General features: G+C 59.7%; 19 protein-coding genes. 7 read left to right on the top strand and 12 right to left on the bottom strand.

Annotated elements, in window-relative coordinates; genetic code table 11:
- The first annotated feature begins 71 nt into the window (after positions 1–71).
- Positions 72–773: a PEP-CTERM sorting domain-containing protein gene (locus SFU85_12460; protein MDX6767589.1), complete on the top strand. Its 702-nt coding sequence runs from the start codon at positions 72–74 to the stop codon at positions 771–773.
- Between the two features lie 536 nt (positions 774–1309).
- Here the strand turns inward: SFU85_12460 and SFU85_12455 are convergent.
- The 3 genes from SFU85_12455 to SFU85_12445 all read right to left on the bottom strand — a co-directional run bounded on the left by SFU85_12455 (position 1310) and on the right by SFU85_12445 (position 4442).
- A complete protein-coding gene (locus SFU85_12455; protein MDX6767588.1) occupies positions 1310–2014 on the bottom strand; it encodes a PEP-CTERM sorting domain-containing protein in 705 nt (234 codons plus the stop codon).
- 108 nt (positions 2015–2122) lie between these two features.
- Positions 2123–3148 carry a LacI family DNA-binding transcriptional regulator gene (locus SFU85_12450; protein ID MDX6767587.1) on the bottom strand — a complete coding sequence of 342 codons (1026 nt, stop codon included), beginning with the start codon at positions 3146–3148 and terminating at the stop codon, positions 2123–2125.
- Positions 3149–3227: 79 nt separating this feature from the next.
- Positions 3228–4442 (bottom strand): Gfo/Idh/MocA family oxidoreductase, encoded by a 1215-nt coding sequence (locus SFU85_12445; GenBank protein ID MDX6767586.1) that lies wholly within the window; start codon positions 4440–4442, stop codon positions 3228–3230.
- 131 nt (positions 4443–4573) lie between these two features.
- Here SFU85_12445 and SFU85_12440 point away from each other — a divergent pair, with 131 nt between their 5' ends.
- The gene (locus tag SFU85_12440) at positions 4574–5482 is read left to right on the top strand and encodes a helix-turn-helix domain-containing protein (GenBank protein ID MDX6767585.1); all 909 of its coding nucleotides are present in this window, start codon (positions 4574–4576) and stop codon (positions 5480–5482) included.
- Between the two features lies 1 nt (position 5483).
- Here the strand turns inward: SFU85_12440 and SFU85_12435 are convergent, their stop codons facing one another.
- From SFU85_12435 to SFU85_12425, 3 genes are all read right to left on the bottom strand, one after another.
- Positions 5484–7193: a hypothetical protein gene (locus tag SFU85_12435; protein ID MDX6767584.1), complete on the bottom strand. Its 1710-nt coding sequence runs from the start codon at positions 7191–7193 to the stop codon at positions 5484–5486.
- Positions 7194–7206: 13 nt separating this feature from the next.
- Positions 7207–8679 carry a sialate O-acetylesterase gene (locus tag SFU85_12430; GenBank protein MDX6767583.1) on the bottom strand — a complete coding sequence of 491 codons (1473 nt, stop codon included), beginning with the start codon at positions 8677–8679 and terminating at the stop codon, positions 7207–7209.
- Between the two features lie 97 nt (positions 8680–8776).
- The gene (locus SFU85_12425) at positions 8777–9829 is read right to left on the bottom strand and encodes a LacI family DNA-binding transcriptional regulator (GenBank protein ID MDX6767582.1); all 1053 of its coding nucleotides are present in this window, start codon (positions 9827–9829) and stop codon (positions 8777–8779) included.
- A gap of 105 nt (positions 9830–9934) precedes the next feature.
- Between SFU85_12425 and SFU85_12420 the strand changes: the two genes are divergently transcribed.
- From SFU85_12420 to SFU85_12410, 3 genes are all read left to right on the top strand, one after another.
- Positions 9935–10825, top strand: coding sequence for a PEP-CTERM sorting domain-containing protein (locus SFU85_12420; GenBank protein MDX6767581.1), 891 nt, complete (start codon positions 9935–9937; stop codon positions 10823–10825).
- Positions 10826–10990: 165 nt separating this feature from the next.
- On the top strand, positions 10991–13960 hold the full coding sequence (locus tag SFU85_12415; protein MDX6767580.1) for a LamG-like jellyroll fold domain-containing protein: 2970 nt from the start codon (positions 10991–10993) through the stop codon (positions 13958–13960).
- Positions 13961–13992: 32 nt separating this feature from the next.
- Positions 13993–16269: a hypothetical protein gene (locus SFU85_12410; protein MDX6767579.1), complete on the top strand. Its 2277-nt coding sequence runs from the start codon at positions 13993–13995 to the stop codon at positions 16267–16269.
- 41 nt (positions 16270–16310) lie between these two features.
- Here SFU85_12410 and SFU85_12405 read toward each other — a convergent pair whose 3' ends face one another.
- The 5 genes from SFU85_12405 to SFU85_12385 form a co-directional block, all read right to left on the bottom strand.
- The gene (locus tag SFU85_12405) at positions 16311–16526 is read right to left on the bottom strand and encodes a hypothetical protein (protein ID MDX6767578.1); all 216 of its coding nucleotides are present in this window, start codon (positions 16524–16526) and stop codon (positions 16311–16313) included.
- 197 nt (positions 16527–16723) lie between these two features.
- Positions 16724–17533 (bottom strand): PEP-CTERM sorting domain-containing protein, encoded by an 810-nt coding sequence (locus tag SFU85_12400; GenBank protein MDX6767577.1) that lies wholly within the window; start codon positions 17531–17533, stop codon positions 16724–16726.
- Positions 17534–17726: 193 nt separating this feature from the next.
- Positions 17727–18617, bottom strand: a complete 891-nt coding sequence (locus tag SFU85_12395; GenBank protein ID MDX6767576.1) for a LacI family DNA-binding transcriptional regulator — start codon at positions 18615–18617, stop codon at positions 17727–17729.
- A 264-nt stretch (positions 18618–18881) separates the two neighbouring features.
- Positions 18882–19946 (bottom strand): Gfo/Idh/MocA family oxidoreductase, encoded by a 1065-nt coding sequence (locus SFU85_12390; protein MDX6767575.1) that lies wholly within the window; start codon positions 19944–19946, stop codon positions 18882–18884.
- A 34-nt stretch (positions 19947–19980) separates the two neighbouring features.
- Positions 19981–20796: a sugar phosphate isomerase/epimerase gene (locus SFU85_12385; protein MDX6767574.1), complete on the bottom strand. Its 816-nt coding sequence runs from the start codon at positions 20794–20796 to the stop codon at positions 19981–19983.
- A gap of 104 nt (positions 20797–20900) precedes the next feature.
- Between SFU85_12385 and SFU85_12380 the strand changes: the two genes are divergently transcribed.
- The gene (locus SFU85_12380) at positions 20901–21737 is read left to right on the top strand and encodes an AraC family transcriptional regulator (protein MDX6767573.1); all 837 of its coding nucleotides are present in this window, start codon (positions 20901–20903) and stop codon (positions 21735–21737) included.
- 315 nt (positions 21738–22052) lie between these two features.
- On the opposite strand, the gene SFU85_12375 is transcribed toward SFU85_12380, so the two are convergent.
- On the bottom strand, positions 22053–22907 hold the full coding sequence (locus tag SFU85_12375; protein MDX6767572.1) for an AraC family transcriptional regulator: 855 nt from the start codon (positions 22905–22907) through the stop codon (positions 22053–22055).
- An 84-nt stretch (positions 22908–22991) separates the two neighbouring features.
- Here SFU85_12375 and SFU85_12370 point away from each other — a divergent pair, with 84 nt between their 5' ends.
- Positions 22992–26057, top strand: coding sequence for a glycoside hydrolase family 38 C-terminal domain-containing protein (locus tag SFU85_12370; protein ID MDX6767571.1), 3066 nt, complete (start codon positions 22992–22994; stop codon positions 26055–26057).
- The last annotated feature ends 188 nt before the right edge of the window (positions 26058–26245 follow it).

Raw genomic sequence — 26245 nt, 5'->3', positions numbered from 1 at the left:
ATGCTCAGCCCTCTCGCCTGGTGACGGATAAGTTGTGATCCTCAGCGACACAACCAAAGAACGGAGTCCCTATGAAAAACCTCGAAACAATCCCCCTGAAATCCCTCGTCTCAGCCATAGTCCTGCTGGCCATGCTCGGCACGGCATCGGCCCAGATCATCGTCCGGCCCACTGCAGTCAGCGAAACCGGTCTGGGCACGGCCGGGGGATCTCTGGTCAACATCATCGATGGCAGCGGGCTTTCGGCTGCGATGAATACGGGTGACGCCTATACCGGCACGTGGAGCACCCACAGCACCGGCGGTGGCGGCGATGCCTGGATCTCTGCATTTTATCCCAATGGCACCAACTCCATGACCTTCACCCTGGGGGGAGCCTACACCCTGCAGGGCTTCAACCTCTGGCAATACAATGAAACCGGCTATACGGTCCGCAGTTTCAATGGTTTCTCCATTTCCACCTCCACCGACGGCGTGAATTTCAACTCCACCGGAATCACCCTCACTTCCGCCAATTTACCCCAAGCCCCCGGCGTCTCTACCTACACGGGGATCTACACCACCTTGTCAGGGACCAACCTGACCGGCGTGACCCATGTGCGTTTTGAAAACATTTCTTCCTACGCGGGGGACAACCCGGAGTTTTACATCCGCGGGGCTTCGGAAGTGCGCTTTGTGGCGGTTCCCGAACCCAGCACCTGGGCGCTGCTAACCCTGGGTGGGGCGGTGTTGGTTGTCCTGCGTCGGCGCAGCCTTCGACGTTCTGCGGGATAAAGACCCGGTATTCCCCCCTGGACAATCGACCGACGTCGCCTCCACGCGTCGAACTCGCCGGCTGGACGGTTCCCGGGTGGGGAATCAGAGGCATGATTCTTGCCCTCCCTGAAGCCCGAATCGGTGAATAAAGGAGGAATCCATGGCGGCGGCACCAGGTCACACACTCCACTTCACAACCCACCCCCGTCCTTATCAGGGTGGGCAGATAATACGCATGTGTCTCCTGCGGGGGCCGCTCCCATCTTAGGGTTGTGAGCGATCTTCTATTACGCACCAAGGAGATCGCTAGACTCCCGGACGCATGCGGGATGAATGAGTTCGCTTGGAGTTGGTGAGCGGGAAATTATGCAAGCTGCGGTTGACTTCATGCCGCCTTCTTGTCCATCCCATGGGGCCCACATCACTTCTGACAGATGAACAAGGAATGACATCGGCACGTGCCCCCTATAAAACTGAAGGGCCACCACCCTGGAATATCACCAATGGGTGTGTGGCCCTGCAACTACCCGTGCGGCACAGCGTAATCGGAAACTTCAGGCCGCTGTTGCCTTGAGCCGACGGCGTAGCACGAACACTCCTACCAACCCCGCTGCGAGCAAAACATAAGTGCCCGGCTCGGGAATGGTGGCAATGGTCAGACCATTCCAGTTTCCGGTATAACTTCCGGTGATTTGGCCGGTACCATCCGCCACCGCCGTGAGGGTATTGTAACTAGTACCTAGATTGAAACCGGTGTTGTTGCTGACGGAATTGACGTTCACCGTATTCGCGCCGACAGTAAAGCTCGCCGAGCCGGAATACTGCGCGGGCTGGGAATAAAAGTAGAGGTCATACGATTGCCCGGGAGTGAGATTCTGCAAGGTCCAACTGCTTCCGCCACCAGCCGCGATGATGTATTCCTGGAAGAGATCGTTGGAATAGCCCTCATTGTAGGCACTGGCTGCATTGACCGTCAGGCTGATCCCCGTGCCCGCCCCCGTCGAGGTCGTGAGGTCGGTGAGCGTGGCCGGAGTGGCCAGTCCATTGATCAAAAAATAGTTCCAGCCGTTGTTCCCGGGATCGGAGACCGCACCCTGCCCGGTATAATTTTCTACCCCACCCGGAAAGCTGTTGGTGGAGGCGGAGTAGGCATTGAAGTCGATGTTGATGATCGCTCCTTGGAGCCGGGTCAGCCCCGCCCCCATCAAGATCATGGACAAAACCAACAGCGAGACACGGCGTAGGAAGTTTTCTCTCATGGAAGGACTAATGGCTTGGGCTTCCAAAATTAGCAACCATGACGATATCCGAAACGTTTCGGAAAGCCGGTAGAGGGTCATTCCTCCCATCTTCCCCGGAACTGGGCCTTACTTTTTGAGTGGGCGCAGGGTTTCGCCCTCGTGCCAGAGGCCCATGACGTCTATATTCAGCTGGGAGCTGGTGCGCCAGGTTTCACCCGCCTGGATCTGCTGGTGGAGCAATTCCACCACCCGGCGGCTGGATTCGGTTTCGCGTTGGTAAATGCCAGTCAGGGTTTCGAAGCCCTCGCGAACATGCAGGCAGCAGTAGCCCAGGTCTTGCGGCACGGAGATTCCCCGCGCGGCCAGCGCGCGCACCAAGTGAAATCCCTCGTTGGCCATGACCACATCGGGCTGCACCCGGTCCAGCCACTTCATGAAAATCGACTCATCCCATTCCTCCACGCGCAGGATGTTGTTTTTGAATCCCCCGCCATAGGCTTCCACCGCCACTTCAAAGCCATGCTGCCAGGAGGCAAACCAGCGGGGCTCAATCACCAACCCGATTTTTTGATACCCCCGGTCGTGGCATTGCTTCCAACAGAGGATGGCGTCTTGGGCGGTGTGGCTGATGACCGAGGGAAATTCCCGCTCCAAGGGATGACGGGACAGGGCCGCTACGGGGTAATCGTCCCAAGGAAACTCCAACTCGAAGAGGGTGTTGTTCAATTCCACCAGCAAGCCACAGATGCCACGGGCCCGGAGGACACGAGCCAGGGCGGTGAGGGCCTTCTGTTCCGCGGGCAGGATGAAGGCCTCCAACTGGTAGCCCTCTTCCGCCAATAAATGTCGCAGGTTCTGCCGTCCCGCAAGTCTGGAGGTGTGCCAGTCCAGATACTGGCGCCCTTTGTCTGTCCGGTCATGGACCAACAGGGCCACCGTGCCGCGGAAAATCCCGGACGACGCGGGTGCCTGTTTGACCAAGGCCCGACCGATGGGATCGGGGACGTAACCCAAATCCCGCGCCACCTGGCGCACCCGTTCCAACGTGGACACGGCCACACCCCGGCCACTGCCATGGAGCGCGGTGCTCGCAGTGGATACACTGACACCGGACGCCCGGGCCACATCAATCAATCGGATGCGTGGTTTCACTCCAGTTCACCCTTGGGGGTCCCTTCCTGCTTAACGGATTCGCCACACCGGGTCAAACGCAACGCCCCGGTCGTTCAGGTCAAACCCTCCCCGGAAGATTCCCAAAATCCGGAATGACGCATTGCTCCCCATCCTTCTGGGAAGATTGGTGGGCCACGATGCCGGGCGCGTTGTATCGCGCCGCCGTCCAGATGTTCAAATCCGGCTGCACCCCCCGCACCACCGCGGTGATGAAATCATCCGTAAGGAACTGGTGCGACCCCTCATGGCCGTTCGGTTGGATGCGGTAACTCTCGGGGAGGCGGCTGCGGTATTTTTGATGGATCCGGCCGAAGCCGCTGCGGAAGTCATTTTCCAAAGCCACATTCACCTGGATCTGGGTCCACTCCGCATGGCTGTGCACCCCCCCGCAACGCACCTCGTCTTCGATAGCTACCGGCTTGTGAGAGGTGCGGTCGGTCCAGATTGCCCCGTTGCTTTGTTCCTCGAAAGAGCCCTCCGTGCCATAGAGGCTCAGCCGCACGGAGCGTCCCCCGCTCTGGCCGACACGGCGGAATTCATTGATGCGCGCCATCCCGCCATCGCTCGTGCGAAAAAGCGCGGATTGGTTCGAAAAACAATTGCCCCACCGACTGACCTCGGCCCGGAAAATTCCATCCTCGTGGCGGTCGGTGTAGCCCAGGCACGAGACATGGGTCATGCGGGCTCCCGTGACCGAAAGCACCATCGCTACCGAGTGGGTGGGGTAGAGCATCGGCGGAAAACTCGCCTGGGATTTCCAATGGTCCCCGCCGGCGAATTGGAAGGCTTCGTAAAACCCGTGCGACATGTCGTGGTAATACTCGCCCTCGCCATAGACGAAGTGGCCAAATTTCCCGGCATCCCACTGTTCCTTGCAGTAAAGCCGGTTGCCGTAGTAATGGGAGGTTTCGCCCAGCATGTAAATCAGCCCCGTCCGCCGGACCGCCTCGATCAGAGCCTGCAATTCCTCCAGGGTCGTCGCCGCAGGAACGGCGGAATACACATGCTTGCCCTCCTGCAACGCTTGGAGGGCCAGAGGGGCATGGCTCCAGCGGGATGTAAAGAGGGCCACGGCATCAATGTCACTCCGCAAGACCTCCCCGAAATCCCGGTAACGCATCGTCAGTCCGAACAAATCCCCCACTTCGGACAACCGGCCCGGATGGGATTCGCACAAGGCCACCTCCCCCACCCACGGGTGGGCTTGGTAGAGCGGTATGAAGCAGGGGGAAAATTGTCCCGCCCCGACGATGCAAACTTTGAGCCTTTTCATGATTTCATCCAATAGTCGAGCGCTGCCCCCCGGACCCCAGAAAACGCGCCACGTGCTACATAACCCAACTTTCCATGAGGATATGAATAATTCTACCGCTTTTTAGGCTAATTCTTCCAGTATCCTCAGGTATGAAAACGACCGCATCTGACCGTTCCACACTTCGAAAGGCCGATCCGGGCCTTACGCGGGGCGCGGAAGCCAAGCAAGTTGTCATGGGTTTCTGCAGTGGACGACACTTGGCGCAGCCGATGCACAAACCCCATATGCACCAGGAGCTGGAATGGAACTACCTTCCCCGCGGCAGCCTGGTGTATCTGGCCGGGGGAAGATGGGTGCGCGTTCCCGAGCGTCGTCTCACCGTCTTTTGGGCGGCCGCCCCACACCAAGTGATCGAGGTCCACACGCCGGAACCTTTCTACTGGTTCACCCTCCCCTTTGCCTGGTTCCTCCAGTGGGGCATTCCCCGGAATTTCACCGAAGCCCTGCTCGGCGGCCGTTTCATGATCGATGCGGTGGAAGATCCCTGCGATGCGCTGCAGATCCCACGTTGGCACCGGGATATGCGGACGGCGCACCCCGAGCGTCTGCGAATTGTGGAACTGGAGCTGGAAGCCAGGCTGCGACGCTTCGTCCTCGGCCGTCGCACCCCATCCACACCCGAGCGGGTCGGAAACCCCGGTCCCCTTTCCGCTGTCCGCCAGATGGCGGAGGAAATCGCCCGGCGCTACCGGGAGCCTCTAACGATCGCCGAGATCGTCCGTCCCACGGGATTGAATCCCCACTACGCCATGACACTCTTCCGCCGCACCTGCGCCATGAGCCTGCTGGACTACCTCATTCAACACCGGATCTTCCATGCACGTCGTCTGCTCGTAACCACGCCGATGAAGATCCTGGACGTGGCGCTGGAAAGTGGCTTTGGATCCCTCAGCCGTTTCAACGAGGCCTTCGTCCGGGCCAACCTATGCACCCCCCGGGATTACCGGAAAAACAACCTCCACCCGGCCACTGTCGTCGAAAAAAAGAGCCGCTCCTGACCTAACTTCTTTTGGACGAACCAAGCAGATTACGGAGGAGGATGAGAAAGACACTGGCCGTCCAGGTATAGGCCGGATCCCGCCACCCCCGCCCGTCCACCGCATCGTGGTTCTCGGCGAAACCATGAGTGGCGCAGGCCCGGCAGTAACCCAGCGCCGCCCGATCGGCGGTCTGCCGGTCACCGATTTGGCGCAGACTGTACACCAGGATGTCCATGACGGGCGCCCATACCGGCCCCCGCCAGTAGCTGTCCGCTTGATAAAGAGCACTGGCCCGGCTTTCGGTGGCAAATCCACACGGACTGAGAAACCGCTCCGGATCGGAAAGGGAGGCCAGGGTTCCACGGTTGACCGCCTCGGGCCATTCGTCCGCCAGCAAGATGGCCAGGTGGGGCAGAAGAGAATCACCCTGGGTCGGTAACTCACGGGTGAAACAGGTCCGCGTCCGCCAGGCTCCGTCCACCCAGAAATGCTCCAGGCAGGCCGATTTCAGCGCTTCGGCCCGCGCGTTCCAGTGCTGCGCTCCGTCGCCGGCCAATCCCAATTCGTCTGCCAGCACCGCCAGCATGCGCATCTGTGCCACCATCCACGCCAACAAATCGGGCGAGCCGACGAGGTTGGAATCATCGAAACAGGTGGCATTGTCCCACCCGCACTCACAACCGTGGTGGTACTCTGGCAGCCCATCCTGATCGGCATCCCGGTGCTTGAACCACCATTCCACTTGTTTCTTCAAATGGGGATAGATCTCCCGGCTGATCTCCGTGCTACGGAAGAACGGATGGAGGGCGCGCAAACGGGCCAGCACCCAGCCATAGAGCGGCGGCTTGGTCATGCCCCAGGATTGCTGGCGTGGGGAGAGGAAGTCCGGACACTGGCCATCTTCCCTCTGGTGGTCGAAGAACAACATAAATTGGTCCCACGCCAGTTCCGGATGGTGGGGGGCCAGCGCCAGGGCATTGAAACAATTGTCCCAGCTCCAGACCGAAGTCATCCAGTTCTTCGACATGTAAAGCGCCGGTCGCCGGATGTATCCCCGCGGTTCCACTTGGAATGACCAGAGGATGTAGGCCGCCTTGCGGGCGGCTTCCGCAAACTCCTCCGGGATATCCCCCTCCAACAGGGGTGCCGACCATGTCTCGAAATCATTTTTCCAGCACTCACGCAGGTCTTCGAACTCCCGGGCCCGTGTCATCGCCGGCCCGGCACTTTCCCCGGCATCCTCCCAAAGCCCCCCCTCAAACCCGCCCGCGCTGTCCGGTTGAAACAGCATCTCGCCCTCACCCGCATGGAGGGTCCCCAGGTGGACCCCGAAGCCCACCGTCAACCCTGACGGATGGAATCGGCGCCGGGTCCATGGCTCCAGTCCCGGCAACGGCTCCATGTCTTGCCCGAGATGTCTTGCGCGCAACACACAAGCCCGCCCCCAAACACGAATCTCCCGCTCGGACGCGAAGGTAAACCGGACCTCCGCCCTTCCCTCTTCCCCACGGGCCTGCAATCGCAGGCAACCGGGCACGGCGTGGGCTTCGAACGGAATTTCAGTTCCATCCTCCGGGCGCAAAAGGTGGAACCCTAGCACATCCCGGGGATCGGAGAAATCGTGAAGCCGGCGCAGATTGACCGCGAGAGGATCAATCCGGCGATCCGGACCGAGGCCAAGGTAGGCACCCGGGACGGAAAAATTGATCTCGGATAAGGGAAGCTTCATCGCACGATCCCTCTCATTCAGATACACGTCGCTTGAAGGGACCAACGGCCAATCCATCACCGGTCTCCAAATTGGCCCGGGGATCGGGTGCGACGGCATAGCGAACGACCGTCGGATGATCCACTTCACTGGACCATACCCATACCACGTCCCGTTGGCGCGCATCGATCTCAGCCCGGGCGGATTTGAATTCTCCCCCTGCCCCCACCACTTCAAAGCTGCGCAGGGGTTGGTCATCCAAGCTCTTCAATGCCTGGTTCATGGTATCGAATTGAACGCGGAGCACTGAGGAACCTTCCGCAACCACCCCAATCACTTCAGGGGACTTCCAGGCCACTTTCTGCCCATGAACCCCACCCCGCGCGGCCAGTGCCGCCCGCCGACCGACTTCCGCTTTGGCTTTCGGGTGGATGTCCTCGGGGTCCCCTTGGTCAATGGTCACCACCAACGCCGTCCGGGGAATCAAACGGACGGCTTCGGCTTGGGCATCGCGGATGCCGACAAAACCGCCAGAGTACTGGCCGCCATAAGCCGGCAGTTGAACGATCAGGAAGGGAAGATCCGGTTGCCGGAACACCGAGCGCCATCCTTCCACCAGCGCCCGCAAGGATTGGACATAAGCCCGACCCCGACCCGCATCTTGTTCACCCTGATACCAGAGCACCCCGGTAAATCTCGCAGGCACAAGTGGATGAATCACCGCATGGTAAATTTCCATCGGTGTATCGCTGTGTCCAAAAGGAGGTTTGCTTTCCGTGCCGGAGGGGTCGTTTTCTTTCTCTGTTTCCTTTGCCTGAGCAAGACGCCAAGCATCATACTTGGCCACCAAAGGGGTGTCGTAAACCTGCAAGGCCTCCCGGGGAATCCAACCCTGGGCCTGGGTCCCTCCCCAGGCGGCCACCACCAAGCCTACAGGCACATCCAGTTCCTGCCTCAGATGGCGGCCAAACTGCCACCCCACAGCCGAACACCCACCCAGGGTCCCCGGCTGCGAAACCATCCAGCGCGCATCCCCCTTGATCCGGGTTTCCGGTTGTGGACTGCGCCCCAGAGGAACATTCAGCCAGCGCAATTGGTGATCCGGGGCCTGTTGTTGCGCCTCTTTCCACTCCGATGCCAGGGAGTCTTTCATCCCGTTGGCCATGTTGGATTGCCCCGCACATAACCACACGTCACCCACAAGCACGTCCTCGACTCTCACCGTTCCCGAGGCAGCCTCAATCACCAGCACGTAGGGACCGCCGGCCTGCAAGGGCGGAAGAGACACCTCCCACCTCCCGTTAGCATCGGCCATGACACTGCCCCATTGGTTGTTGCATCCCACTCTCACTTCCTCGCCCGCCACGGCCTGGTCGCCAAACACCACCGCACCGCATTCCCTCGGTAGCACGCAGCCGGGCGCAAACAACGCGGACGGCCGTGGTGCCGCCACCGCCTCACAGGGCATGGCGCACAACCCGGCACCCAGGAGCCCACCCAGGATCAACCCAAAAGTATATGGAGGTGGCACGATAAAAAGTCTCGCCCTGGGACGATCACAGCAAAGCCGGGCCTTGCTGAATGCGTTAAGGCCAGTCTCGCTGTCAGATTCTGTGGGAAGAATTAACTTCTTGCTGGCGAACCGTGGAGCCGGGCACCCAAAGCGAGCTGTTCATGACTTGGAGGGGTTCGGTCGGCAGCCCCGTTTCCGCCCGCTGGATCATGGCCACGACAAAGTTCACCGCCGATTGCGCCATCAAACCAAATTGCTGGTCCAGGCCGCCCGCCTCCGGTCCGAAGCCCCGGGGATCCGTCCAGACACACCCGATATCCTCCGGCACCCGCAGTCCCATCTCGGCCAAGACCGGGCGGAAATCATAATCGGCGGCTATGATCACGTCGGGCCTCGTCTTCCGGACCCAGGACTCAAAAACCGATAAATCCCATGTCCGGTATCCAGCCGTGCGAAGGATGGCGTCCTTCCGCTCGATCCCCAGATGGTGGGTTCCGGCAATGAACCCTGCCGTCCAGGAAAAACGCACCCGTTCATCATGTGCCTCTTCCATCGCCAGGGCCAGGCGTCGGTAACCCATCAGGTAAAGTTCGCGCACCATCATGCGCATGGATTCGAACTGATTGCAGTAGGCAGCATGCATCTGGGGCTGGAGGAGCGAGGGGCTGAGGGACACGCAGGAAAACCACTCCCATTCCATCTCGAGCTTGAGGCCCGGATTTGGCAGGGGAGCAAACAGCAGTCCTTGAATACCCCGTTGCCGCAGGATGCGGCTGAGCCGGTTGCCTTTCATGGCGGGGTCCCCACCCCAGAACATCTCCACTTGATAACCCAAGGTATCGGCATGGGCCACGCAGCCCCGCCAGGTCCGCGGATACACTTCCATAGTTTGGGCACGGCCCGGGAAAAAATCCAACCAGGCCAGCGTCCCTTGGAAGTGTTTCTTGCGCTTGCTGTTACGGTAGGCGTTAAGGGCCCCGAGGGCGGGATCGGGACGATAGTGGTGCGTTTGGGCCAGCTTCTCGATCCGTTCCCGGGTCTCCTGCGGTATCCCCGGATGCCCCTTCAGGGCCCGGGACACGGTCGTATAATGACAATTCGCCATTTTTGCCAACTCACGCAGACTGATTCGGCTTTTCTTCATGCACCAATAAGCATAAAAAGTGAATGGAAGGAAACAAGCTCATAAGTAACAATCACACCAATCGAAGGAATGTAATCCAGCGAAGCCCAAACTATGAAAAATGCTATGAAAACGAAAAAACTCTCGGTCTTCTCGATCGCCTTGGGACTTGTCTTGATCTCTGGCGCAATCACACCTCTCCAGTCCGCCGTCATCATCACATCGAATTTCGAGTCTCCTACGTTTACAGGTTCTGGCGGGGGAACAGCACTGAGCGGCCAGGGCTCTTGGAGCAGCGCAGGTGACTGGGTTGTGTACAACACAAGTCCGCTGACCTACTCTAATGGCACCGTCACCAACAACGGGGGAAGCCAGAATGCGTCGCTCCGGGGCTGGAACCCGACAGCCGTGGCCAACATCTCTTTCACCAGCCAAACCGCCCAGAATCTGTATTTCAGCTACCTCTTCAATTACACCAACCCAAACGGGGACACGGATGATTTCATGCGTTTCCAGTTCAACAATGCCGCCGGTAATGCGGGTTCCAGCAATTATCTCGCGATGCAATACTCGAACAATCAGATCAATGCCCGCGTTCGTGGGGCGTCTGCACCCAGCGCTGTCGCAGCTGGCTCGGCATTGACCAGTGGTCAGACCTACATGGTTGTGGGCAAGCTGACTTGGGACGGCAGTGCCTACAACCAGATCGACCTGTGGGTGAATCCCAATGTGGGAACCGAACCGACTCTTTCCTCTCAATACCTTGCCACCGCCACCGCGAGCGGGGCCAACACCGGCCTCAACAATATCAATGCCTTCACCATGTTTGCCGGGGCCAGTTCAGCCCAATATGACACCCAGACGCCCCCGAGCGACGTCGTCCGCTTCGACAACTTCACTTTGGGCACCACATATGCCGATGTGGTGACGGTCATCCCCGAACCCTCCTCCTATGCCCTGGTGGCGGGGGGCCTGATTTCACTTTTGGCCTTGCGGCGGATGAAAAAGAACCCCTGAGAAAACTCACAGATCGTAACTCCAACCCCCTTGGAAGCTGCTCCAAGGGGGTTTTTCTTGAAGTCCAGCCATGTGCCTATCCCGACATCCCTTTCTGCGCCGGTTTCATTGAAGAATGCACTGGTTCGAGTCGCCACCCTGACCCATGCCCCCTTCCTTTTCCCCATGACCAGCTTCCCCCAAGTGCCGGTAACGCTCGCTCCCGACGGGGCCTGGACCTGGTTCAATGACCCACGCGCCCTTTTCAAGGACGGCGTGCTTTACTTCGGCTACATGCGGAACAGCGACGGCAAGTCGGTCCTTTCTTCTTACACTCCGGGCAGCGGCAGCCCCGTCGAGCTGTGGACAAGTTCCTGGAATGAAATCGATGACCACGACAACCCCGCGCTCTTGAAGCGGCAGGACGGAACGCTGATGGCCTTCTATGCCCGGCATGCCGGAACCTCCACCAGCCTGGAATACAGGGCTTCCAACAACAATCCGTCACTGCCCTCGAACTGGGGCGGCGAGCAGGCCTACAACAGCAGCGAGCGGATCAGCTACGCCAACCCCTACCAATTATCGCTCGAGAACGGCCGGATCTACCACTTCATGCGCAACCTCAATTTCAACCCCACCTTCATCACCAGCGATGATGGTGGGGCCTCCTGGTCCCCGGCTAAGATGCTGATCCTCACCGGAAACGCCAGCTCCGTCAGGCCCTATGTCAAATACTGTTCGGATGCCGCCGGACGGATCGACTTCCTCTACACCGACGGACACCCGCGGGACGTGGCCAACTCCCTGTATCACGCCTATTACTCGGGCAACGCGGTCTACAAGACCGACGGCAGTCTTTTGAAAACGGCATCGGCCCTTCCCTTGCTTCACGACGCCGGGGAACGCGGATCCGTCATCTATCAATACAGCGATGCGGCCACCACGGACCCCAACAATCATATCCCTGGAGGGCGGGCCTGGTGCTGGGACATCACCTACGGATCCGGGGGCAGCCCCGTGTGCGTCTTCTCGGTCCAATCGGACTTTGTCACCGGCCCGAATTGGTACAATGACAGGATCTATTACTACTACGCCCGTTGGGTGCCGGGCAGTGGGTGGCAAAAACGTTTCATCGCGCATGCCGGCCGGCCTCTGTACGGATCCGAAGACGATTATGCCGGCGGTATCAGCATCGATCCGGCCGATCCCAATGTGGTCTACCTGTCCACCAACGCGGCCAATCCCTTCGATCTCTCCACCCTCACCAATGTCCCCCTCAACACCAATGAACGCTACGAAATCTACCGGGGCGTGACGACCGACGGCGGCCTCACTTTTTCCTGGCAGGCCGTGACCTCCAATTCGACCGCCGACAATCTGCGTCCCTACGTGCCCCGTGACCACAGCGGATACAACTACGCCCTGCTTTGGATGCGGGGAACCTATTCCAGTTATCTCAGCTGGTCGACGTCGGTGCAGGGCTATTTCAGCAACTCGTTTTTGAACAAGGCCCCCGTCATTTCCCTGCTCTCCCCGGCCACGGGCAGCGCCGTCCTACCGGGAACCTCCGGGCGTATGCGCCTGAGGGCGGATGTATCCGACGACGGACAGCCTTCCCCCGTCACCACCCAATGGAATTTGCTCAGCGGCCCGGCCGCCGTCACCTTCGACAACGCCACCGACCGCGACACCCGCGCCACCTTCATCCAGACGGGGAAATACATTCTACGATTGACCGCCAGCGACTCCGAGCTGACCACCACCAAGGATGTGACGGTGCATGTCGGAAACGCGGACCCGACAAGCCCCGCACTCTGGCTCAAACTGGATGAAAGCTCCGGCACAGCCGCGACGGACATCTCAGGAAACAGCAACCATGGCACCCTCACCGGGAGTGCAAGCTGGCAGACCGACGCGGTTGCAGGACGAGCCTTAAGACTCAACGGGTCCAACAGTTACCTCAACATTCCCGACGCGGCGACACTCGAGCCGGGCAGCGCCTTTTCACTCAGTTACTGGTTCAAGGCGAATTCTTACAACACCGCGGGGGCCGGCTTGGTTTCCAAGCGGGATGCACCGACGACCAACAACTCCTTCACCACCTTCCTCCAAGGAAACCCCTTGGACGCCGCCTACAAAAAAATCAGCGTGGATATCAACGGCAATACCAGCCGCTTTACAAGCAGCACCCAGTTCGCCTTGGGAACCTGGTATCATGTCACCGTCGTTTACGACGGAACGCAGCCCGCCGCACAGAGGGCCAGACTCTATGTCAACGGATTGCTTGACGCAACCGCCAGCGAACCTTTCACCTCGGTTCCGGATTATCCCTCGGCCATCAAAATCGGCCTCACCCACGCAGGCGCTTCGACTTGGTTCGACGGGGCCGTGGACGATATCCGTTTCTTTCAGCGCGCCCTGACCGATTCCGAGATTTCCAGCCTGGCCGGCACCCTCAATATCGCCCCTCTTGTTTCCACCGGCACGCCCCCCGCGGCCACCAGCGCGGTTCCGGCCAACCTGTCGGGCTCGGTATCCGATGATGGCCGGGGCGGCGCACTCACCTCTTTCTGGGAATTGGTCAGCGGACCGGGAACCGTGGTCTTCGGCAACGCAACGGGCGCCTCCAGCTCCGCGACCTTCAGCCGGGCCGGTTCGTACCGCCTGCGTCTCTCCGCCTCGGACACCCAGGCCGAAACCAACAACGAATTGACCATCACGGTCTCGCCCAACTCCGCGGTCTTTGCGGACTTCATTCAAGAAGCATTCCCGGAAGGAACCAACCCGGCACTGCTCATCCCAAACGCAGATCCGGACGGTGATGGAGTTTCCAATTTGACCGAATTCGCACTGGGCATGAATCCTTCGCTACCGGATGCCAAGACTCACACCGGACTTGCCAACGGTCTTCCCGCATGGCAGATACCAGACTCTGGATCTGGTTTCCTCTCATTCACCATGCGCAGACCCAAATCACTTCTCGACATCAACTACCGGGTGGAGGTCTCGGGCAATCTCGGCACCTGGTCGGACGCCCTTTTGACCGGCCCCGCGCAGGACAATGGAAACGGGACGGAAACGCTGACCTACCGCGATACGGTGCCCATGTCTTCCGCCACAAAACGGTTCATCCGACTGCGCATCGAGCAACCGTGATTCATGCGCACGCCACCTGTCAGGTAGATTGATTGAACTGGGAACTTACCGCCGTCATCGCCGAGCATCAGGGCAGGTCACGTACGAAAATCCATCATTTCGGCCTGACGCCGGGCCAAGCCACCGCCATCACTTCCGCGGGGGCTTCTTGTGATTTCACCCTTACTTTGGTCCCGCTGGATCACGGAACCGGAAACAAAATCCGCCTGAAAGTCCGTTGCACCGCGGGTTCGGCGCGCGGAATCAGCCTCGGCCTGTGCTGGACGGATCATTCCTGGTCTGAGGAAAACTACGTCCTCATTCCCGGCTCGGTCTACCAAGGCAACCGTTTCGACGCCCTCAAACGGGGCTATCCACCCGGAATCCGCGATCTGGGCCAGCGCGATGACAAACAGCGGCTCGATATCGGGGATATTCCCAGGCTCTCGAATCTGCCGGGACCCTCGCACATCGACCAACTGTCGGTGGATGCCTCCATTCCAGGAATGGGTGTTTTCTTCCCGGAGCGGAAACGTGGCTGGCTACTACTGACCGGGCAGATGACATCGCTTGGCGCTTATGGCTTGGAGGTCATCGAAAATGGAGACCGAAGCCGGGCGGATCTTCTCTGGCTCACCCCCGGATTTCTGCATCCCCTAGCCCATGAGACAGGAATCAAGCCGGCCATCGGCGATCTCGCGGCAGCCCATCTTCATCCCGAAAACGGGTACCCTGTTGATTGGGCTGCTGGAGCGGAAGTTTTGCTGGAAGCGGAGCTGCACGAGTTTGACGCGGATACTCCGCAGGCCCTGTTCAGTCTGCTGATGGACCGCCGGAAGGCCTGTTTTCCAGATGACCCCCCACTGCCCAACATCCTTCCTATTTCAGCCGCATCCGATCTCATCCATTCAAAACAAAACGCGCAAAACTGGAACGAGGATCGAGGGATCTACCAGGTCGGTCTCCCCTGGCTTCCACGTCAGGATTCCCAATTCTGGCAAAACGGTTGGATTGGTGGCGGACTGGCCACTCTTCCTCTCTACTTGGAGGGCGACGCCAGCAGCAGGGAAAGATCCAAAAGGAACATGGATTTTTTGCTCCGTGAGGGCGTGTCCGAACGGGGTCTTTTCAAGGCCATCATGTCCCCTTCGGGAACATGGTATGGCGACGGCTATGCCGACTGGGACGGAGGCCCCGAGCCCCACACTCTCAGCAGACGGAACGGTGATTGCCTGCTCTTCGCGCTTCGCATGCTTCATCAGATGCGACGCCGGAACGAGCCCATCCCCCCCTCTTGGGAGTCAACCCTGCGGAAATCCGCCTCGGCCCTCTGCGAGATTTGGCACCAGGAAGCAGACTTTGGCTACTTGATTGATTATGAAACAGGCAGGGTGGTGATTGGCGGATCCACATCGGGAGCCCTCATTCCCGCCGCCCTCGTCATGGCCGGGGATTATTTTCAAGATCAGGGGTTTCTGCGGGTTGCGGGGGAAAGCGCGGAACATTACGCCAAAGAAGATTTGGCGCGGGCAGTCACCACTGGCGGACCGGGAGACGCTGCGCAGGCGCCGGACTGTGAATCCGCCTTTTCTTTGGTGGAAAGCTTCATCGCCTTGTACGAGGCCACGGGCGAAGCCCGCTGGCTGCAAGCCTCACTCGACGCGATTGCCCAGGCCTCATCCTGGGTCATTTCTTACCGCCATCGGTTTCCTGAACAATCCACCTTTGCCAAACTCGGCATCGACGCCCGCGGGACCATGCTGGCCAACGCCCAGAACAAGTGCGGCGTGCCCGGAATCTGCACGCTTTCCGGCGTGGGTCTGTTGCGTGCCTTCCGCGCCAGCGGAGACCACAGGGTTCTCGAGGTATTGCGCGAAATCGCCCACTCGCTCCCCCAGTTCGTCTCAAGAGAGGACAGGCCGATTGCCGCAAATATCACCTGGGGTCATCCCGGAAAATCCTTCCTTCCGCCCGGCTGGATCTGCGAACGGGTCAATGTCACGCCATCCTGGAACGAGCCTCTGGGCGAACAGGCGGCCTATTCGTGCTGGTGCGAAGTGGCCCTGATGCTGACGTGGTCCGATCTTCCGGGCGTGTACGCGCAATCCGACACGGGTCTGATCTGCTGCCTGGACCATATCCTGGCGGAATGGATGGATTCTGGCCGCCATTCGCTGCGCTTGACCAATCCGACGGATTTTCCCGCCCGGGTAAAAATCCTCGCAGAAACAGCAGAAGGGGCCCGCCGGCACCCACTGCCAACCAACTTCGGATCGGATCTCCCGCAGGTTCAGATTCTCCCGCACAGCAGCCGTGATTATCTTCTTTGATCCTGCCCGAGCATCGATTCTTGGTTCGCAGCAACCAGGGATCAGTCCGGGGCCAAGTATGCGCCAAGCTCCTTCCGCAGGAAAACCAGGGAGCGTTTGGCCTGTTCGACCGTGCCGCATTCCACGCTCAGGAAGATCTCACGGTCCACCGGCCCAAGAATCTCGGCCACCCGCTTCCAATCCACCACGCCTTCCCCACAGGCGCAACCCACCGGCGTGCCCGTGACCTTGCCACGTTCCGCAGAACTCTGCGCCATGCTGATGTCTTTGGCATGAATGTGAACCACGTGGTCGCGCACTTTGCGGAGACCTTCAGCGGGAGCAGTCCAGGGCTAATCCGGATCCATTTCTAGGGCAGCCACTACCAATGGCTAATTAACTGCAAGATTCAGCAGCACAACTCAACTCCGGGGAATCAAATGCAACACGGCTTCCACATGAGTGTGGTGGCACATCAAATGCCACAAGGGGATGTATGGTCTTTACGACGGCGACGGGTCACCACAGCGCAGAATAAAATACCCAAGCCAAGCATGGCGTAGGCACTTGGTTCGGGAACCGGGCTGGCGCTCAGCTGAAAGCCATTGAACGCTCCCTCGCTAGCTCCGTCATTGTACCACGAAAGAACAATGGTGCCGCTGCCGTCGCTTTTCAGCGAACTGGACGTCGCATAGGTGAATGCGTTGTATGTCTGACCGAGCACGAAGGATGTGTTGTTGCCAGCATTGATGATGGTTTTGGCGACACCAATCCCGCTTCCCGAGTAGGTGGAGTTCGCACTGAACGTGGTGCGGTCGCTACCGTATTGTGTATTGATCCCGAAGACATAGAGGTCGTACTGCGTGTTGGCGGCGAGACCAGTCAACGTAAAGGTCTGTGTCCCTGTGGCATAGGCATAGTCATCGAGCAAGGATGTGGTGTAATTGGCATTGCCCGGGAAGCGCATTTCCTGATAGGCACCGCTGAAGGTCAGGGAAAATCCGACAGAAGTGGCGGTGACCCCATCAGATGCCAGCAGGGTGCCGTTGCTGGTGTAAGAGCCCGGCGAAAATTGGGTTCCGCCGGTGACGCTGACCCCATTCCAGTAGGCGCCGGACCCGGGAGCGGGGCTGGCTGCAGAGCCGCCGAGCTTATCCATAAAAGTGACCGTGTTGCCGACATTGAAATCCACATTCACGAGGATTTGTGCACGACCGGCTTGTGGCAGGGCCGCAAGGGCAACAACAAGAGAAAAGGCTTTAATGCAGCGATGAATGGCTCTCATGCATCGACGCTAAAGCGGACCAAGCTATGGCGGCAACGTGGTTGATTACTGAAGCGCTTCAGCCGGGGCCGGGCGCATGGTGGACCCCTCGTGCCACTGGCCAATCACCTCGACACGGATCGGTGTGAGGGTTGTGCCTTTACGGCCGGAGAGCACGGAGTTGTGGAGGAGTGCGACTGCTTGACGATCGGCCTCATCGTTCTTCTGAAGAATCCCGGTCAGGCCGTTGCCGGTGGGGGGGCACATGCAGGCAGCAATAGCCGAGATCCTCAGAGACATGGATGCCCCGGGCGGCAAGATCTTCGGGCAGTCTCGATCCCTCATTGGCGATGACAGCGTCGGGCTTGGCCTTGTCATACCAACGGAGAAATTGGTCGATGTTCCAGTCATCCAAGAAAAGAGGTTTGTCGGCCAGAGTGCCACCGAAACACTCAGATGCGTAAGCAAACCCCATTTTCCAATCAGGGAACCATTTTGAGGAAACGGCAAGGCCGATCCTGTTGTAGGATCTCCGCCGGCATTCGCGGACAGCAAGGATGACATCGCTGTACGAATGGGCGATGACCGAATCGAATCGTGCCTGCAAAGGGTGGGGCGAGGATGCGACCACCGCGTAGTCCTCCCAAGGGAACCGGATCTCGTAGTGCCAGTTGTAGAAATCGACGAGAAGTTCAACGGTTCCTTTTTGATAAAGGATGCGTGCGAGCTGGTCGGCCTCTTTTTGGGTCCCGGGAAGGACATATCCCTCCATATGATAGCCCAGTTCGCGGAGATGTGATTTGAGATTGGATCCCTCGGGGTGGTCTGATGTCTGGGCTTCGATGGTCAGCCGTCCAGCATGGCCGCTATGGTTGATGAGGTAGGCTACTGTCCCACGGAAGGGGGTCCTTTGGACTGAAGACTGTATCGAGAGTGCGCGTGCGGCCGAGTCGGGCACGTAGCCCAGTGTCTTGGCGGCCGTTCTGACCTTAGCGGCCGTTGCTGCGGAGATGCCCCGCGGTGGCTCGTGCAAGGCCATGCTGGCAGCGGCCAGGCTCACGCCGGCTTGGCGCGCGACGTCTACCAGCCGCACCCTCGGGTTCATGGACATCGCTTAGACCCTCGTTCCTTGGCTGGTCAAGTGCAATCTCGGCCTCCGACTTATCCTTGGACTTGAAAACCGCAGTTTTGTGCAATCGGGATGGGATATCTAGAAAAAGCTTCTCGAATAGATCTGTGCAAGTTCTTCGACATGATAAATAAACTAATTATGCATGACCAGTTTCTTACTGATGATGTATGAGCCCCGCCCCCCCTCCAAACTGCCGCTGGCAATACCTTTATTACTAGGAGTAGGCGAATTGAATGATTAGCTTGGCCAGGAAAAGCGTGGGTGGGGGAATGCGGAATGAACCGGGTAGGGCCGCCCCTGATCTGAGGCGGAAGCGTCGATGGCTTCCATGATTTCAATGACGTGGGCCGCTTGGTGAGCCGAGCAGGGGTGGGGAACACCAGCTTCAATGGCGCGGGCAAGTTCACGCACACCACGTCCGAACTCAATGCCGTCGACGCCAGGGTCCGGGCGCTCGACTGCAGTCAGCGGTTGACCGGCTTGGCAGGATTCAACTCGCGCGTTGAAAAGGAAGCTGCTGCCGAGAATAAGCGAACCGGCGTCGCCGTGGAACTCGACCGCGCTGCCCTGCTGTGTGCCGAGGTTGTAGAAATTGCCTGACAGCCTGGCAGCACAACCATTTTCGAAATCGAGCATTGCCACGATGAACTCCGGCTTTTGCAGAACGAACGGGGTTCCGTTCTGGGTGCGGCGTTCCGGCAGCAGAGTGCGTTGGAAGGATTGTACCGAGCGGACCGGGCCGAAAAATGCCGTCAGAAGTGTGAGCGGATAGATGCAGACATCCCACAGCACTCCGACTTCATAAAAACAGGACGGGTTCGGGTGCCAAGATTCGATTCGTCCGTGGTTTATTTCCGCGAAGACTTGGCGGATGCGGCCGAGTGCGCCCGAGGCAAGAACAGCGGCGGCAGACTGCTGGGCCTCACCGAGCCAAGTGGAAGGGGCGGAAGAAAGCCTCAGGCCGTGTTTGTCTGCTTGGGCGGCGAGCCTCTGCGCGGCAGCTGCGCTGAGGGCGAGGGGTTTCTCGGTGTGGACATGCTTTCCGGCGCCAAGGCAACGGGCCACCACTTCTTCGTGGGCATGATGAATGGTCAGGTTGACCACCAGATCCACGGCCGTATCGGCGAGCACTGCGTCCAACGTTGGATAGCTGCGGCCTCCGAACTCGTTGGCGAAAGCATCCGCGCGCGGAAGATCGAGGTCGAAGAATCCGGTGAGTTTGATTCCCGGATAGGTCAGCAGGTTGGAGGCATAGGCCTTGGCGATGTGGCCGCAGCCAACGATAACGGTGTTCAGGGGCATAAAGGTTGGGAAGGTCAAATGAAGTCTGTGCGAATCAGGCCAGCCAGGAACGGACACGACGGAGGCTCTCGCGGCACTCTTCGTCCGGATTGTGCGTTTCGGGTTCGTGTTCAATGCCGATGGGTCCGGTGAAGCCACCCGCCACGGCGGCACGCAGGACCTTTTCGATGCCCACGATACCATCGCCCAGGGTGCAGGTTTCGTGGCCGGAATCGATGAGGTCGTAGCCAGTGGGCTCCTTGCGCCGGGCCTTTACGTCCTTGGCGTGGAAATGGAAGAGCCGCGGAAGGAGGCGGGGCAGTTCAGCGGCGGCATCAAAACCCTTGGTGCCCGCCCATCCGGTGTCGTAGGCGACACCAAGCACATCCTCATCGCCTTGGCCGATTTTGGCAAGGATCTCAGCTCCAGAGGTTTCGGGATGGTTTTCGTAGGCTAAACGAAGTCTGAGGTTCCGTAGTTCCGAAACCAGGGATTTGCGGTCGGAATCCAGAAGGCCGTGCGAGCCGCTAATGAGATCCGTTTCGAGGGCGCTCATAACTCGCGCACAGACGCGAAGATCTTCGGTGCTTGAGCCGCCGTACCAAAGATATGCGCTGACCCGCATGCCGTGGCGCTTGAGGGTGGCAGAGGCGATCTCAAGGTGACGTGCGGTGGCCCATTCCGGGTGGAGGTGGGCGCACCAGAGGTCCAAACTGGAAAAGCCGAGTTTGCTGATGCTGGAGACGAGCACCTCGAAGCGCTCCGCAAAATGTTCCGCCGCGCGGTGGAGGTCGTTGGTGGCGCGGTCGCCCTGCATCCAGCCCCGCGTCATCTGGAAGCCGAGGGGTTTGGAGACAAGGTTGGCGGTCATGTAGGAGAGAGGATTCGTGGGTTTCATTGGTGGGACAAGAATGGGTTAAGTAACAGAAGGATTCTTTCCTTTTAACGCGAATCATTCTTCTTTATTGATATTTTGTGATCATTCTCACTGCCCGAGAAATCCTGCGTGGAGAGGTCAAACAGCAGCACGCGATGCGTCTGCGCGGAGTAGGTGCCTTTCCGTTCCACCGGCATGACTTTGCGGAGGTGTTCTGGGTCAGCCGCGGACGGGGAGTCCACCGGCTTGCGATTGGAAGCCAAGATCTTGAGCCGGGATTTCTGGGATTTATCCGGGCGGCGGATGCCCATGGTTATGAATCCGAAGGGGATGGGTTCCTACTCCACAACATCGCGTTTGACCCGCAGTGGCTGGAATCCTTCCGCCGAAGGCATTATCCAGGGAAGGACTGGCCATGGAGCGGACGGGGCGGCAGGCCCGTACACCGGCATCTGAGCCGGATGCAGATCGAGCGACTGGCCCTTGAGTTCGCCGCTTTGGCTCGATCAACAGGGAAGCCACGCGATGCCGAGCGATTTCTGCTCAACCTGCTGCACGTGGCCGCAATGGATGAACCGGACCGGTGGCGTTTGCAGGATAGGGCTCCTGTCTGGCTGGGCCGGGCCTTGCAAGAGTGGGAGGACCCGCGGCATTGGAGCGGAGGCACGCGTGCCCTAGCCCGCTTGGCCGGGAGAAGCGAGGAGCATGTGGCGCGTGTCGTGCGTAGGTGGGTCGGCTGCAGCCCGACGGATCTGCTCAACCGCCATCGCATGCAACACGCCGCACACTTGCTGGCCGCAACCGACCGAAAAGTGTTGGACATTGCCTTGGAGTGCGGCTGTGCCAGTCTCGGGCACTTTTACACGATCTTCCACCGGCACCACGGTTGTGCTCCCGGGAGTTACCGGAAACTCCAGCCCCCGCGCCCCATCTGAGACGTCGGCTCTCCAAACCGGGCCGGACCGATTGCTATGGTTTAGCTTGCTTTTTTAAGACGATAGAAGCAAGCGGGTGTCTGTTATCACATTGCTCCAGCCTTGGCGACCTCGGAGACATGAGTTACTTCAGACATCCGCTGGCGTGCGGGCTCAGGGCGTGCGTCGCTCCAGCATCGTCTTCACCTCTTGGCAAACCAAGGATGAACGCTGTTTTTCGCCAATGGCCATTCGACCCGTCCTTAGCGGACCAAGCACTTCGGTCTGCAGGATCGTGGATGTGCCCGGTTTTCCAAAAAAGCAATTCGAGTCCCGCTAGACGGGACCTTTGAACACATGGGGCGGGTAGGCGTTGTTCAAACGGTATCTACGCGGTGTCATTTGGAATCTGGCGCGGAAGAGCGCGTAAAAATGCCCAGCGTTCTCAAATCCGCATTCGGCCGCGATATCCAGAATGCCCCGGCCCGTTGTGCAGAGTAGGAGCGCCGCATGGTCGAGACGGGCCTCGTTGACGACCTCGGTCGGCGTGCGGCCTAGATGCCGTTTTAACGAACGGGCCAAATGTTCGGGACTGCGGCCGGCCAGAGTGGCGAACGCCCGCGTGCCACCGGCGAAACGCACTGGCTCGCGTATGCCTTTACAGGCCCCGGCCAACCACGCAGGCATAACGGAGGCGGGTTTCTGCCGTTCACAGCCTGACAGCAGCGATATCACTCCCGCCAGGAACGTTTCCGTATTGAACTCGTCCTGATTGCCTGCCTGTAATTCGTGGGAGAGGACGCGAAGGCGCGCGAGTTCGGCAGGGTTGAGCCAGTGCACCCGCTGGTCAATGGGGCGGCGGTCAAAGTAGTGCCCCCGCAAACGGGGAAAACGCCGCTTGAGACGGCTCCAGACAAAGACCGGAAAGGCGAAGTTGACAAAGTCGACCGAAGTGCCCTCGCGCGCAGCGGAGAAGGCGTGGCGATCTTCTGCGCGCGTCAGCACCATCATACCTGAGCGCAGGGGGCGCGAACCACCATTGATGTGCTCGATGCCCTCGCCGCTTTCAATCCAAAACAGCTCGTGGAACGTATGGGTGTGCGCGGCGTTGGGAGTCTGTCGGGCGTAATTCCATCGCGCGAATGTGCAAAAAATCCCCTTGGGCAGTTCGTCGAGGGTAATTACTTGCATCAATATAACGTATGATTTTGTCAGTTGTTGGCAAGACCAGCTATGGGAAATCGATTAAGATCTCATCAACCCATTACTCCAATCATGCTGCCCTCCAATCCTTTGCTCCAACTGACTTATCCCCGCGTCAAATCCGCCGAAAAACGCCTGCAAAAACTCATCTGGACCAAGGTGGCCGACTTGACCCTGGCATATGCGGGAAACACCAGGGACCACCAGAACGTCACCATCACCCCGAAGCTAAAATTCAAACCCATCACCCTCCCCTTCACCTGGGGCAAACTTTTTGACCAGGGATGGTTCCAGATCTCGCTTCCCAAAGAACTCCCGCCCGCACGCACCCCGCTCTACCTCCACTGGAACGACCAAGGTGAAGGAACCTTGCACATCGATGGCATCCCCTACTACGGCTTCGATGTGGCCCACCGCTACTGCCGACTTCCGGATTCGGTCCGCGGCAAAAAACTCCTGGTGGAGTCCCTCGCCCTCCAGAGCGCCATCTGGCACCCCTCCGCCACCGGGATGTCGGACCAAGGATCCGTCTTGAGCGAGGCCGCGCTATACAACCGCGATGATCTGGCCTGGAAGGTATGGCATGATTTCGTCGTGCTCATCGATCTCCTCGAAGAGGAAATGAAGACCAACTTCCCGCAAACCAAACCCACTGCCTGGGGCGTCGGATTCCAACCGGCGACGGAGAACCTCACCCCGTTCTACCGCCGCCTCCTCCGGCTGTTGGACGATGCGGTGAACGCATTCGACTCCGGTGGCCTGAAGGCCTTGGACCGGGCCCTCACCACAACCTATGCCTCTTTCCGGGGGCAGGGCCTGCCCATCACCGCCACCCTCACCGGCCACGCCCACATCGACCTTGTGTGGCTCTGGCCCGAACGCGCAGGCGAATACAAAGCGGTGCACACGTTCTCCACCATGAACCGACTGATGGATCTCTACCCCGAATTCCGTTTCGGCTACAGCCAGCCCGCCAGCTACGCCGCCGTGGAACGGCGTTCCCCCGCATTGATGAAACAGGTCAAATCCCGCATCGCCCGGAAGACCTGGGAGCCCGTGGGTGCCACCGAGGTGGAATCCGACACCCTGCTGGCCTGCGGCGAAGCCCTTGCCCGCAGCTTCCTCGTCGGCCAGGAGCATTACCGCCAGATCCAAGGCCAGCGCTCGCGGGTCCTCTGGATCCCGGATGTCTTCGGTTACTCCGGCTGTCTTCCCCAGATCATGCGGCAAACCGGGGTCGACTATTTCTTCACCACCAAGCTCACCTGGTCGAACATCAACAAATTCCCCTACAGCAGCTTCCTCTGGCGCGGAATCGACGGATCGGAAGTGCTGGTCCATGTCACGCAGGACAATGGCTACAACCAGGCCGTCAGCACCAAGGAAGTCAAAACCGGCGCACTCGCCTACCGGCAGTCCGATGTGCATGACGAATACCTCTGCCCGACCGGTTATGGCGACGGCGGTGGCGGTGTCACCGAGGAAATGTGCGAACGTGCCCGCCGTCTGGCGGACATCGCTTCCATGCCCAAGGTCCGCTGGGGCCGTATTGATGAATTCTTCGACCGCCTCAATGAGTGCCGGGACAAACTGCCCGCTTACCAGGGCGAGCTGTATCTGGAATACCACCGCGGCATCCTCACCACCCACGGGAATCTCAAGGCCGTTTTCCGCGGGGCCGAACGGGCCCTCCAAGTTTGGGAGGCCGTGCGCTGCGCCACCGGGGGCCGGGCCATTGACCCCAGAGCATGGGAGCGCGTCATCTTCGCCCAATTCCACGACTACATCCCCGGCAGCTCCATCGCTGAAGTCTACGAGGAGGGCCTGGCCGAACTCTCCCGGATCACCCACACATGCCTAACCACAAGCACGCGCGAGCTAGGAAAAAAAATGGGAACGAAAGGCGGTTCGTCCTGCCTCTTCAACCCGCTGCCCTACACCCGAACCCATCTCCTGCGTTCGGGCAAGACCCCGTATACCGTGGTGTTGCCCCCGTTGTCTGGCGCCGCCCCCGGCAACCTGGCCCGCCGGGAGACCCGTGTCCCGCTTGAAGCCTCGGCCCAGTACCTCCGCTCGGAGCGCGTCGAGGCGCGTTTCGACCCCCAGGGACAGATCACCCGTCTGGTCGTCGACGGTCGTGAAATTGCACAGAGAGGCCCGCTCAACAGCCTCGCTGTCTATCCCGACCAACCGCATCTCTTCGATGCCTGGGAAATAGACCGCCAGTCACTCAGCAACGGCAAGAAGGTAAACGCCAAAGCCAAGCTGATCGACGTGGTTGTATCCGGCGACGAGGCCACCGTCATTTTTGAGAGGGCAGTATCAAGCAAGAGCCGCGTGACCATCTGTTACCGTCTTGAAGCCCACCTGCCCGTCTTGCACGTGCAGTATGATTTCGACTGGCAGGATCCCTCGAAGCTGGTCAAGGCGCTCTTTCCCACCGCCTACTATGGTCAGAACGTTCGTTATGGCGCGCCCTTCGGTTCCGTGCTCCGCGGGCAACATCCCGGCAAACCCCGGGACGAGGCCCAATTCGAGGTCGCCGGCAGCCGCTATGCCGCCGTCTCCGATGATTCCGAACTCCAGGGACTTGCGGTCATCACCGAGAGCAAATATGGCTTTTCCTGTCGCGAGGGCGTGCTGGGCGTATCCCTCCTGCGGAGCGCCCTGATCACCGGGGAGGATCCCGGACATGCCCGCCTCTTCAAGGCGAGCATCCGGCGGCCGGTCAAAACCGACACCCATTCGGATTTGGGCCCCCAAACGATCCGGCTGGCCCTGGGTTTCCATTCGCTTCTCAATCCGCGCGAGGAAAGCGCCGCCGCACTGGCCGACATCCTCTTCACACCCCCGATTGCGTATCGGGGCGGCAATATCTCCAGTCCGTTCCTTGGGCTGGAAGGTGGCGCCTCCCTCCTTCCCACCTGGGCCAAACCGATCGATGCCCGGAGTTGGATCCTCCGGCTCAATGAAGTCAGTGGCCAGCGTGGGATCGCCGACATCCGACTGGCCCCCGGCTGGACCGCACTCCCGGTCAACCTGTCCGAAGAGCCCACCCAAGGGAACAGGCCGGTCACCCGCATTTCGTTCAAACCCTACGAGCTGCTCAGCCTGAAAATCTTCCGCAAAAAGGGATAGACGTCAGACCAAACCGAATGCAGCAAGCTCGGGTTCGACCCCATAGGCTTAGAGCCTATCCGGATAACCCCCGTGGCCCGCGTGATGAGTGCCACCTGCCCGGGCCCGAGGAGGAGCGACCGCGCATATCGGGACGAGATACGCAAGGAAGAGACGACGAAGGGGGTGGGCAGGTGCCGCCATCACCC

It is taken from the genome of Candidatus Methylacidiphilales bacterium (genome assembly GCA_033875315.1).
GTDB lineage: Bacteria > Verrucomicrobiota > Verrucomicrobiia > Methylacidiphilales > CAZTYG01 > JANRJG01.
This window is presented reverse-complemented; position numbering and strand designations above follow the sequence as displayed.